This window comes from Robertmurraya siralis, assembly GCF_005502275.1.
In the GTDB taxonomy this organism is placed as follows: domain Bacteria; phylum Bacillota; class Bacilli; order Bacillales; family Cytobacillaceae; genus Robertmurraya; species Robertmurraya siralis.
Genome location: NZ_SWLZ01000011.1, coordinates 97,027 through 109,508 on the forward strand (window position 1 = coordinate 97,027; position 12,482 = coordinate 109,508).

At 39.1% G+C, this 12,482-nt stretch carries 10 protein-coding genes; 1 reads left to right on the forward strand and 9 read right to left on the reverse strand.

What is annotated here, in order from left to right; translation table 11 throughout:
• Nucleotides 1-16: 16 nt before the first annotated feature.
• The 4 genes from mdh to FCJ93_RS14100 form a co-directional block, all read right to left on the reverse strand.
• A complete protein-coding gene (gene mdh, locus FCJ93_RS14085) occupies nucleotides 17-955 on the reverse strand; it encodes a malate dehydrogenase (RefSeq protein WP_095307901.1) in 939 nt (312 codons plus the stop codon).
• 81 nt (nucleotides 956-1,036) lie between these two features.
• Nucleotides 1,037-2,302, reverse strand: a complete 1,266-nt coding sequence (gene icd, locus FCJ93_RS14090) for an NADP-dependent isocitrate dehydrogenase (RefSeq protein WP_095307903.1) — start codon at nucleotides 2,300-2,302, stop codon at nucleotides 1,037-1,039.
• A 332-nt stretch (nucleotides 2,303-2,634) separates the two neighbouring features.
• Entirely contained in the window at nucleotides 2,635-3,756 is a 1,122-nt protein-coding gene (citZ, locus tag FCJ93_RS14095) for a citrate synthase (protein ID WP_095307905.1), read from the reverse strand.
• A gap of 556 nt (nucleotides 3,757-4,312) precedes the next feature.
• Nucleotides 4,313-4,774 (reverse strand): DUF441 domain-containing protein, encoded by a 462-nt coding sequence (locus tag FCJ93_RS14100; protein WP_137743971.1) that lies wholly within the window; start codon nucleotides 4,772-4,774, stop codon nucleotides 4,313-4,315.
• 166 nt (nucleotides 4,775-4,940) lie between these two features.
• On the opposite strand from FCJ93_RS14100, the gene ytvI reads away from it, so the two are divergent.
• Nucleotides 4,941-6,056 carry a sporulation integral membrane protein YtvI gene (ytvI, locus tag FCJ93_RS14105; RefSeq protein WP_137743972.1) on the forward strand — a complete coding sequence of 372 codons (1,116 nt, stop codon included), beginning with the start codon at nucleotides 4,941-4,943 and terminating at the stop codon, nucleotides 6,054-6,056.
• A gap of 261 nt (nucleotides 6,057-6,317) precedes the next feature.
• Here the strand turns inward: ytvI and FCJ93_RS14110 are convergent, their stop codons facing one another.
• The 5 genes from FCJ93_RS14110 to accD form a co-directional block, all read right to left on the reverse strand.
• The gene (locus FCJ93_RS14110) at nucleotides 6,318-6,704 is read right to left on the reverse strand and encodes an FxsA family protein (protein ID WP_095307911.1); all 387 of its coding nucleotides are present in this window, start codon (nucleotides 6,702-6,704) and stop codon (nucleotides 6,318-6,320) included.
• 725 nt (nucleotides 6,705-7,429) lie between these two features.
• Nucleotides 7,430-9,190: a pyruvate kinase gene (gene pyk, locus FCJ93_RS14115; protein WP_137743973.1), complete on the reverse strand. Its 1,761-nt coding sequence runs from the start codon at nucleotides 9,188-9,190 to the stop codon at nucleotides 7,430-7,432.
• Between the two features lie 78 nt (nucleotides 9,191-9,268).
• A complete protein-coding gene (pfkA, locus tag FCJ93_RS14120; RefSeq protein ID WP_095307951.1) occupies nucleotides 9,269-10,231 on the reverse strand; it encodes a 6-phosphofructokinase in 963 nt (320 codons plus the stop codon).
• 314 nt (nucleotides 10,232-10,545) lie between these two features.
• Nucleotides 10,546-11,535, reverse strand: coding sequence for an acetyl-CoA carboxylase carboxyl transferase subunit alpha (accA, locus tag FCJ93_RS14125; protein WP_137743974.1), 990 nt, complete (start codon nucleotides 11,533-11,535; stop codon nucleotides 10,546-10,548).
• A complete protein-coding gene (gene accD / locus FCJ93_RS14130) occupies nucleotides 11,520-12,398 on the reverse strand; it encodes an acetyl-CoA carboxylase, carboxyltransferase subunit beta (RefSeq protein WP_095307917.1) in 879 nt (292 codons plus the stop codon). The genes accA and accD overlap by 16 nt, the downstream gene beginning before the upstream one ends.
• Between the last annotated feature and the right edge of the window lie 84 nt (nucleotides 12,399-12,482).

Genomic DNA, 12,482 nt, shown 5'->3' on the forward strand with positions numbered 1-12,482 from the left:
GATTTTTCGACGTCTTTTAGGCTAACACCGCCATCACATTTCGAACAGATTCTGCTGACTTGTCTAAAGCAGCTTTCTCGTCAGCTGTTAACTCTAATTCAATCACTTTCTCAATTCCATTTGCTCCGAGAATCGTCGGAACTCCTAAATAAATGCCATCATAGCCATATTCCCCTTCTAAATAGGCGATCGAAGGTAAAACACGACGCTGATCCTTTAATATTGCTTCACACATTTCAACCAATGAAGCAGCAGGAGCATAATAAGCGCTGCCATTTCCCAATAAATTAACGATTTCTCCGCCGCCCTTTCGGGTGCGTTCGACAATCGCATCTAAACGATCCTTGGGAATTAATGTTTCCAATGGAATTCCTCCAGCATATGAATAGCGAACGAGCGGAACCATATCATCACCGTGCCCACCAAGAACAAATCCCGTAATGTCCTTAACTGACAAGTTTAATTCTTGAGAGATAAATGTTCGGAACCGTGCCGTATCCAGCACACCGGATTGGCCTATAACACGGTTTTTTGGAAAACCAGATTCTTTGAAAACAGTATATGTCATGGCATCTACCGGATTTGTCAACACAATTATATAAGCGTTTGGAGAATATTTCACAATCTCTTGTGTCACACTTTTCATGATTTTTTGGTTGGTTTGAACTAAATCGTCTCTGCTCATTCCTGGTTTACGGGCAATTCCAGCCGTGATCACGACTATGTCCGAGTCCTTAGTATCTTCGTAATTCGAAGTACCTGTAATATTTGCATCAAATCCTTGCACAGGGCTAGCCTCTAGCATATCCAACGCTTTTCCCTTTGTTGGGTTTTCCATTTGCGGAATATCTACTAGTACGACATCACCAAGTTCTTTTTGTGCTAATAAAAACGCCGTTGTTGCTCCTGTAAAGCCCCCACCAATGACTGACACTTTTTTACGCTTCAAAGTCATAATGATTTCCTCCTTAAAGATTCACTCTTTTCTAAACTGGAGAGGACTGACCCAAAAAATGAGTCAGTCTCAAGGCAACACTTACATATTTTTAATTAATTCATCACCAAATTCAGAGCACTTCACTTCTGTGGCACCTTCCATTAAGCGAGCAAAGTCATATGTTACCACTTTCGAGGCAATGGTTTTCTCCACAGATTTTGTAATAAGATCAGCTGCCTCATTCCATCCTAAATGTTCTAATAATAACACACCAGATAGGAGAACAGATGATGGATTAACTTTATCTAAACCAGCATATTTTGGAGCAGTTCCATGCGTAGCTTCAAAAATCGCATGTCCTGTTTCGTAATTGATATTTGCACCTGGAGCAATTCCGATTCCTCCAACCTGAGCAGCTAAGGCATCAGAAATATAGTCACCATTTAAATTCATCGTGGCCACAACATCAAATTCACGAGGACGTGTTAAAATTTGTTGTAAGAAAATGTCAGCAATGGCATCTTTCACGATAATTTTCCCTGCTGCTTCCGCCTCTGCCTGAGCTTTATTAGCTGCTTCCACACCTTCTGCATCCTTAATTCTATCGTATTGTGCCCAAGTGAATACTTTATCACCGTATTCTCTCTCTGCCAATTCATAACCCCAGTTTTTAAAAGCACCCTCAGTAAATTTCATAATATTACCTTTATGTACAAGGGTTACAGACTTGCGTCCTTCTTTAAGAGCATACTCAATTGCGGAACGGACTAGACGGCTAGTACCTTCCTCTGATACAGGCTTAATACCAATACCTGATGTTTCAGGAAAGCGAATTTTATTAACGCCTAACTCATTTTTTAGGAATGAGATTAGTTTTTCTACTTCTTCAGAACCTTTTGCATATTCAATACCTGCATAGATATCCTCAGTATTTTCACGGAAAATAACCATATCAGTATCCTGCGGACGCTTCACTGGAGATGGAACTCCTTCAAACCACCGCACTGGACGCAAACAAACAAATAAATCAAGCTCTTGGCGAAGAGCAACGTTCAATGAACGAATTCCACCGCCGATAGGTGTAGTTAATGGCCCTTTAATCGCGATAAGATATTCTCTAATGACGTCAAGAGTTTCTGCCGGAAGCCATTCACCTGTTTGGTTAAAGGCTTTTTCCCCCGCTAAAACTTCTTTCCATTCAATTTTTCGCTCGCCTTTATATGCTTTTTCAACAGCTGCGTCCAATACTCTTGATGCTGCTGCCCAAATATCAGGACCAATTCCATCTCCCTCAATAAAAGGTACGATTGGATTATTTGGAACATTTAATACCCCGTTTGTTACTGTGATTTTTTCTCCTGTCATTTTCATTCTCCCTCCAAATTCGTATGTCCCAGTATTCATGCTGCCTTTAAATGCGTAATCAAAGGTTAGAGACCTAGACCAATGGCCTTTGTCTACTAACCTTTCCTCATTCCTATCGCAGTCATTCTTACTTGGCTGAATTTATATAAAGATGTTGTATGTTGCGAAAAGCGACTCGAGTTAGCCCTCGCACAACAACGACTTATATAAAAGCAAGATTGGACAAATAGACTTCACATTTTTTACAAAAAATACCTTTAATAAACACTTTTACTACTCTATTTTACCATAAGTATATTCAAAGGTTAAAAATAATAAAATCGATGAAAGACTTATTGGCCTCTTTGTTGAACCGGTATATACTGCTGCATTCCTGGGCCGGTGTATTCTGCACGAGGACGAATTAAGCGATTGTTATCATACTGCTCTAAAATATGTGCTAACCAACCTGATACACGGCTCACTGCAAAAATTGGTGTAAATAGATCATGATCGATTCCAAGACTATCATAAACAGATGCAGAATAAAAATCTACATTAGGTGGTAAATTCTTTTCACCCGTCACAATGCTCTCAATTTGGGTGGACATTTCATAATATTCTGGTTTACCAGTAAGATTTGTCAGTTTTTCAGACATAAGCTTTAAATGTTTAGCGCGCGGATCCCCCTGGCGATATACTCGATGGCCAAAGCCCATAATTTTTTCTTTTTTGGCAAGCTTCTCACGAATATAGGAATCAACATTGTCAACAGAACCAATCTCCGTTAGCATTTTCATTACCGCTTCATTTGCACCACCATGGAGCGGTCCTTTAAGAGCCCCGATTGCTGCAGTAATACCAGAATAAACATCTGACAGGGTTGCCACACAAACACGAGCTGTAAAAGTTGAAGCGTTTAGTTCATGATCGGCATGAAGAACAAGTGCCTTATTAAATGCCTCAACGGCTATTGGCTCTGGTTCCTTTCCTGAAAGCATATAAAGGAAATTTGCTGCAAAGCTTAAATCCTTTCTTGGTGCAATAGGTTCAAGTCCTTTGCGAATACGGGCAAACGCAGTCACAATTGCCGGCATTTTTGCCTGTAAACGCACTGCTTTTCGATAGTTCGCCTCCGATTCCATTAAATCCGCTTCTTCATCATAAAGCCCCAATAAAGAAACAGCTGAACGGAGCGCACCCATCGGATGAACTTTATCAATTGGATACAACTTAAAATGCTCAATTATTTCTTTTGGCAACTCTGCATTATCAGCCAGTTCTTTATTTAATTTTTCTAATTCGGCTTGTGTAGGAAGCTTTCTGTGCCAAAGTAAATAAATGACTTCTTCAAAACTAGCATTCTCCGCGAGATCATCAATGTTATACCCTACATATGTTAGTGTGTCATCGATAATTGAACTTATAGACGACGATGTTGCTACTACCCCTTCAAGACCACGTGTCACTGTCATGCTCAACCTCTCCTTTACCATTTAAAATTTCCCCATACCATTTTCTCTGTTCCTTGAATCGATTCCACAATTTGCAAAGGTCTCTAAAAAAACAAATGATTTTGAATCTATAAAGAAAAGCAGCTATCACCTTTCGTCCTTTACAGCAAACGAAATTATGAAATTGATTCACGTTACAAAAAATGATCGCAAAGACCATAAAGCCCGACTTAAAAGTCCGGACAATTAACTGTGAAGACATCCCCTGAGCGGTTGCTCAATTATATTCAAAAAAGAAAAGCTTTCACCAAATTGAACTCACCGCTAAAATGATGCACAAATACGCAATCTTTTATTTGTTTGTTTCGCATCACAATACGGATGCGCTTACAAGTCCTATTATAAACAATTATCTGACATTTGTGAATGAAAAGTAACTAAAATGTGAAAAAACTAATATTTTATTAGAAAAATATAACTCTTTCATTCTACACAGCAAAAGAGTTGTACAGTGTCTGACTAGAGTGGATTGGAAAAATCCTATCACTACCCATCTAACCTCACACGGAAGAAGCAACTATTTAAAAAAATCGAAGGCCTTCATAGCTATGTAAGCGATTCCTGCCCCTATTAAAGGACCAACAGCAATTCCTTTGAACAGCGAAACTGCAATAATTGTTCCTAGAACAAGAGCCGTTGTAATATGAGGATCTTCCGTTAATAACGATACTCCGCCTTTCGCTAATAAAGCAACAACGATCCCAGAAATTAACGCAATCCATGCATATGGTGATTTAAATGCCCCGGAAAGATCTTTAAATCCAATATCCCCACTTGCAATGGGAGCTAATACAGCTATTGTGATCACTGTTACTCCCCAATTAATTCCTTTCGACTGTAAAATTGCAAAAAACTTTGAATCTGCACCAAATACCTTCATAATAAGAAGAAAAGCAACTGCTATAATTAGGGAGCTATTTTTAGCAACCAACCCTATAACCAATAATAGAAGTAAAAACAACAATGGTTGAGAAAACATCGTTCAAAAACACCCTTTCACCCTTCTATGTTATTGTAACATAACATCAATATTTCATTCCTTTAAGGTTTTTTACAAATTTTGAGAGAATGAGAATCTTTTTTATTTTTCATACGTAGTGATTAGAAATAGTTATTAGCATATCAACTAAATAAGGAGGTTCACATTGAATAGTACATACTTGCATCGAACTGTTAGATTTGTCATTGTTGTTGGAATTGTCATCCTTGGTTTTCTTTCTTTATACTTTCTTTCAAAGATTACCTATCCTTTCATAATCGGATTGATTATCGCCTTTTTGATCAATCCTTTGGTCAACTTTTTCGAAAAGAAAGCAAGAATGCCAAGGACTCTCGCCGTTTTAGTAAGTCTCGTGCTCATATTTGCTATTTTTGCAGGGCTGATCACATTGCTTATTGCTGAAATTGTTTCAGGTGCAGATTACTTAGCACAAGTTGTTCCCAAACACTTAGAAACATTGATTGATTACATTGAACATTTGTTTGCTGCACAAATCATTCCTTTTTACAATCAAATAACAAGCATGTTCAACAGTCTTGATACAGGACAACAAAATACGATCTTAGAAAATATTGAAAACGTAGGAAAAACGATTGGGACAACCTTGGGAAACTTTATCCAAGCCTTTTTCGGAAAAATCCCGAATATCGTCACATGGTTTCCAAATGCGGCTACAGTCGTTATATTTTCCTTATTAGCAACATTTTTCATTAGCAAGGATTGGAAACGTTTATCTGCTTTAACAGGGAAACTCCTTCCTTCGAAAGCAAAGTCAAGCACCCAAACCGTGCTTTTAGATTTAAAAAAAGCTATGTTTGGCTTTGTTAAAGCACAGCTAACACTTGTTTCACTTACAACGTTGATTATTTTAATTGGGCTTATCATCCTTCGAGTAGATTATGCTATTACAATAGCCCTTGTCACTGGCCTAGTTGACATTATCCCGTACTTAGGAACAGGATTAATATTTGTCCCATGGATCATTTATGAAGCAGTAATTGGAGAAGTTTCCATGGCTATCGGATTAGGGGTGCTCTACATAATCGTCCTTGTGCAAAGACAAATCATGGAACCAAAGGTTTTATCTTCAAACATTGGGTTAGACCCACTCGCAACATTAATTGCCCTATTTGTAGGCTTTAAACTGATCGGGTTCCTTGGTTTAATCGTGGGCCCCGTCACATTAGTTTTAATCACAACATTAAATAGAGCCAATGTTTTTAAAGATATTTGGGCATTTATCAAAGGGAAGGAAGCATAAAAACAGAAAGGGTGCCCAAAATGAGTGTGTCCCCTCAAGTAAGTTTCACTCTAACTTTTTGGGGGACAGTCCATTTTGGACACCTTTTATGAGGAAATTACTGATTGGAAGCTATACGGGACCTTGCTCAGTTCAAAAGACTGTTGCAACAAAGAAAGTTTGACATTTCCAAACCGATATTTATTGACAATCTGCGCATTTAGACAATGCCTACATTTTACTCTTTATCACAAGTGTTCCACGAAGGGAACGGTCCTGCCGTTATCGAATAATGGTCACATTACCATTATCGATCCATTTCTTTAAGCCTTTTTTCAAAAGTGCTTTAAAATAATGCCGTGTTTGTGGGATAAGCAATAAAAAACCGAATGCATCCGTAATAAATCCAGGAATTAAAAGTAATACTCCCCCAACAAATATACACATTCCATCGACAATCGCCTCACCAGGTACCCTGCCATACTGCATGTCTAATCGAGCCCTTTTTAACATTTCTAGTCCCTGCTTCTTTGCCAAATAGGCGCCAAAAACTCCTGTTAAAATAATGATGGATATCGTTGTCCAAACACCAATTATCTTGCCGGAAAGGAGTAAAACGAAAATTTCCCCCACCGGGATTATAAGCAAAAGTAACAATATATATCTCATAGTTAACCTCCTTTTCAAGCCATTACCTTGTTGTCCCCATACCTTATTATATTCCTGTCCTCCTAAAAAAACGAATGATAAGAAAAACGCCTTTATCGACCTCTTTAAGCAAGACACACGCAAAAAGGCTGTTCATCCTCCCCATCGACGTGCAAACGTTAGGGCTTGTTCTTGCGATAAAACATTCATTCTGTCCTTCGCGCACTACACCTCTGCTCACATCGAAAAGGGCTGTTTAAAAAGGTTTGCCCCTTCTCAAAATTCTTTCCACAAATTTTTGTGGCCCAGTACAAAGTCTAATCTCCCTAGCATTGAATCTCACAAAAAAAACCAAAAGTTCTTCATATAAAAATCATGAAGAACTTGCAAAGGATTCTCATACAGAGAATATGAAGACATACTCTCGCACTTTTCATGTATGTTTTGTCCTCATAAGGGACTCATGCGGACAAAGTTCACCAAATTTAACCTAATCTTGTCCTCTTACAGCGTTCATGCTGACAAAAAGCCCTCAGATCCGAGCTTGTTTGTCCCCGTCCAACAAGATCGCGCTCGTTCCGATCAAAAGATTGTGGAAACTCCTTGCCATCATACGAGCAATTCACATTGGGAGAGGATCGATAAGGCTCATTGCGGCATTTGCCCAAAATATAAAAGCAAGTGGTGAAAAACAATCCGTTTTTCGCCACTTGCTTTATTCGAACAAACTCTAAAAACGTGACCTATTATAGGACACTTGCATGACCGTTATAAATGACACCTCTTGTTGCATCTACTGTTACTTCTTGTCCATCTTTTAAGATTGTTGTTGCTTTTTCAGCACCTACGATTACTGGAATGCCTAAGCTTAATCCGACTACTGCTGCATGGCTTGTTAAACCACCTTCTTCAGTGATTAAAGCGGCGCTCTTCTCGATCGCTGGAACCATATCAGCATCAGAACCAATCGTAACAAGTATAGAACCTTCCGTTACCTTTGCCAGTGCCTCTCCTGCATTTCGTGCAACAACTACTTTTCCATAAGCTGATTTACGGCCAATTCCCTGAGCTTTTACAAGCACATCTCCCACTACATGAATTTTCATGAGATTGGTTGTACCGGATTCACCAACTGGAACTCCGGCTGTGATAACAACTAAGTCACCATGCTTCACTACCTTGCTATTAAGGCTTTCTTGAACGGCGATGTCAAGCATATCATCAGTTGTATTTGCACTTTCTCCCAATTGTGGGTATACTCCCCAAACAAGAGATAAACGACGATATACTGATGGATGATACGTCACTGCTATAATCGGAGCCTGTGGGCGATATTTTGAAATCATTCTTGCAGTATGACCACTTTCAGTTGGCGTAATAATCGCATTAACAGAAAGATTCAACGCTGTATGGGCAACAGATTGACCAATTGCATCAGTAATATTGGTTTCGATCGCTTTCGTTCTTTTTGTTAAAAGACGTTTATGGTCAAGTGCGGATTCTGCACGGGAAGCAATATTATGCATTGTTTGCACTGCTTCAACTGGATACATACCTGCTGCTGTTTCACCTGATAGCATAATTGCATCGGTTCCGTCAAAAATAGCATTCGCCACATCGCTTGCTTCCGCTCTTGTCGGGCGTGGATTTCTTTGCATAGAATCAAGCATTTGTGTTGCGGTAATAACAGGTTTCCCCAAATCATTACATTTCTTAATTAATTCTTTTTGCACTAGAGGAACCTCTTCAGCTGGAATTTCAACGCCTAGATCTCCTCGAGCAACCATTAAACCATCTGACACTTCCAAGATTTCGTCAATATTATCAACGCCTTCTTGGTTTTCGATTTTTGGAATGATTTGAATATAAGTCCCGTTGTTTTCTTCAAGAAGTTTACGAATTTCCATTACGTCAGAAGCACGGCGAACGAACGAGGCAGCTATAAAATCCACTCCCTGCTCAATTCCAAAAAGAATGTCCTTTGCATCTTTTTCTGTTATTCCCGGCAGGTTTACAGATACACCTGGAACATTAACACCTTTTTTATTTTTTAATGTTCCCCCGTTTAAAATTTTCGTATGAATTTCCTTCGCACCGCGATCAATCTCCAACACTTCAAGACCAATCAACCCATCATCCAATAAGATTTTTGCTCCAATTTGAACATCATCAATCAAACCCTCATATGTAACTGAAAATTTGTCTACAGTTCCCTCCACCTCATTCATGGAGATGGTAACTGCTTTTCCAGCTTCTAATTCGATTGCCCCATTCACCATATTGTGGGTACGAATTTCTGGACCTTTCGTATCTAATAAAATAGCGATGTTTTTATTTTCCTTTTTTGAAGCTTCGCGGATATTTTTTATTCGCTGACCATGCTCTGTATGATCTCCATGGGAGAAGTTCAAACGAGCAACATTCATCCCAGCTTCCATAAGTTGCGTGAGCTTTTCCACGCTTTCGCTAGCTGGACCAATTGTACAAACTATTTTTGTTTTACGCATCTAACGTGTAACCCTCCTGAAAAATCGTTGATTTTTTTATCTATCGCAGCTATCTTAGATTACTTATAAAATCGAAGATTAAATAGATAGTTCTTTTGAAAGCTTTAGCATACCCATATTAATTTGATGCTTCATATTTTCTAATGTTTCAATAATATCATAATCAACTAGCTCATTTTTCACAATTCCTACTGCGCGTCCGCCTTTTTTATCCAGAAGTAATTCTACAGCCCGTGCACCTAGGCGACTTGCTAACACACGATCATTTGCTGTTGGAGTTCCTCCACGCTGCATATGTCCTAGCACTGACACACGTGTATCAAAATTGGTTGCTTCTTTAATCTGCTTCCCGATTTCAACACCACTGCCTACTCCTTCAGCAACAATAATAATACTGTGTTTCTTGCCGCGCTCGCTTCCTTTTCTTAGCCGGGCGACGATATCATCGATTGAATAATTTTCTTCTGGAATGAGAATTGTTTCAGCACCACCAGCTAGACCAGACCATAATGCGATATCTCCAGCATCACGACCCATAACCTCAATGATAAATGTTCTTTCATGTGATGTAGCTGTATCACGAATTTTATCGATCGCGTCAATAACGGTATTTAATGCCGTATCAAAGCCAATCGTAAAATCAGTTCCAGGAATATCATTATCGATTGTTCCTGGTACACCGACACAAGGAAACCCCTGTTCTGTAAGGGCTTTAGCTCCGCGATAAGAACCATCTCCACCGATCACTACTAAACCTTCGATGCCGAACTTCTTCAGTTGTTCAATTCCTTTTTGCTGTCCTTCTTTTGTTTTAAATTCTTCACAGCGGGCAGAATATAGACATGTACCGCCTCTATGTATGATGTCACCTACAGAACCAAGTTCCAATTTTTTTATATTTCCTGATATTAACCCTGAATAACCTCCATAAATTCCATAAACCTCTAGATCATGAAAAATACCTTTCCGAACAACAGCGCGAATAGCTGCGTTCATTCCTGGAGCATCTCCCCCACTTGTTAATACGCCTATCTTCTTCACATTAATCACCTCAAGCATAATGACTTTTGACATGATAAAGAATCACTCTATCACCTATAAAAATACAAATATCTACCTAAATAATCTGCTAGCTATTACAAAAGCTTTGCTAGTATTTTCAATTCACCTTCTTATTATGAACAGAATGTCCTGTATTATTTACTTCTAAAATACCATGAAGCATATAGGTTCACAACTTATGGAAATGCTTACATCAATATGGCAGAATAGTCGGTAAAATGCAAACGCTTCATAATGGTATTTTAAGCAAAAAAACGTACTTTTTTCATTAAAGTACGTCTTTTTGCATATCCCTATTTGTAAGTTGTACTTATATATTCATTATCGGTTTGAACGGCATACTCGCCAATCTGTTTATATTTTTCGTATCTATTTGCGATGAGCTCCTCTTCAGTTAGTGGCAATAATTCTTTTAGTGATTGAACAAGGGCGTGATGAATGGCTTCTGCTTGCAATGCCATATCCTTATGTGCCCCGCCTTTAACTTCCGGAATAATTTCATCAATTACATGAAGCTCTTTTAAATCTGGTGCAGTTATTTTCATTTTCTCAGCAGCAAGCTTTGCCTTTGACGCATCTTTCCATAAAATAGAAGCAGCACCTTCAGGAGAAATAACAGAGTATGTTGAATTCTCCAGCATATGAAGATGGTTGCCTACGCCTAACGCCAGCGCCCCGCCACTACCGCCTTCACCAATGACAATACAAATAATGGGGACACGAAGTCCTGCCATTTCAAAAAGATTTCGTGCGATCGCCTCACTTTGCCCTCTTTCTTCAGCCGCTTTTCCGGGATAAGCACCTTTTGTGTCAATAAAGCAAATGATTGGTCTACGAAATTTATCCGCCTGCTTCATGATTCGAAGCGCTTTGCGATATCCCTCTGGATGAGGCATTCCAAAATTTCTGCGAATATTTTCCTTTGTATCTTTCCCCCGTTGATGCCCAATGATTGTGACGGGAAGCCCCTGGAATTTTGCGATCCCGGCAACAATTGCTTCATCATCGCCAAAGTTACGATCGCCATGACATTCAAAGAAATCCGTGAAAAGAAGAGAAATATAATCTAAAGTAGTCGGACGATTAGGATGGCGAGCAATTTGAACCCGATCCCAAGGTTTCATATTTTCATAAATCTCTTTTTCTAATTTTTCAAGACGGACTTCCAGCTTTTCAATCTCATCTGTTAGATCGACATCCGCCTCTTTCGTAATCTCTCTTAATTCCGAGATTTTTTTTCTTAGCTCGACAACCGGTTTTTCAAATTCTAGTTCTCCAACCATTCGAAGTCACCTCCAGGCTGATGAATATCGAGTATTGTAGTCATTTTTTCCTTTAAATCGAGCCTAGAGATAACCGCATCTAACTGGCCCTTTTCTAAAAGAAATTCTGCTGTTTGAAAGTCTTCTGGCAATTCCTCACGGATTGTCTGCTCGATGATTCTTCTTCCTGCAAAACCAATTAGGGCCCCCGGTTCTGCAAAATTATAATCTCCTAATGAGGCAAAGCTTGCTGAAACTCCACCTGTTGTTGGATGAGTCATAATCGATACAATTAAGCCGCCGTGATCACTAAACCGTTTCAAAGCTACACTTGTTTTAGCCATTTGCATGAGACTTAAGACCCCTTCTTGCATTCTTGCCCCACCAGAAGCAGTGAAAATAATAAAGGGTACGGAAAGCTCGTCTGCCTTTTCAATCGCCCTCGTAATTTTTTCACCGACAACCGAGCCCATGCTGCCCATTCGAAAAGTAGAGTCCATAATAGCAATGACAACCTCATGCCCATTAACACGTCCCGTACCAGTTACAACCGCTTCATTTAACTTCGTTTTCTTCTGATCCTTTTCCAGTTTTTCAATGTATTCCGGGAATTGCAGTGGATTACTAGAAGTCAACTGCTGATCCATTTCCGCAAAACTCCCTTGATCTAAAAAACTGGCAATTCTCTCATTTGCATTCATTGGATGATGATATTGACAGTGAAAACAGACTTTAAGATTTTTGGTTAATTCCTTTGAATACATGATTTTTTTACAGTTTGGACATTTTGTCATAATACCTTCAGGTACATCATGTTTTGCAGCTTCAGAAGGGATTGTTGCATACTTTTTCTTTTTTGGTTTTGTAAATAAATCCTTGATCACGGTCTCTCTAACCTCCCCATGTCACACATTTTGATTCTCTTCCTTAGTGGTCTGGCCACTAACGGATAAAGAAATGCCTACTTC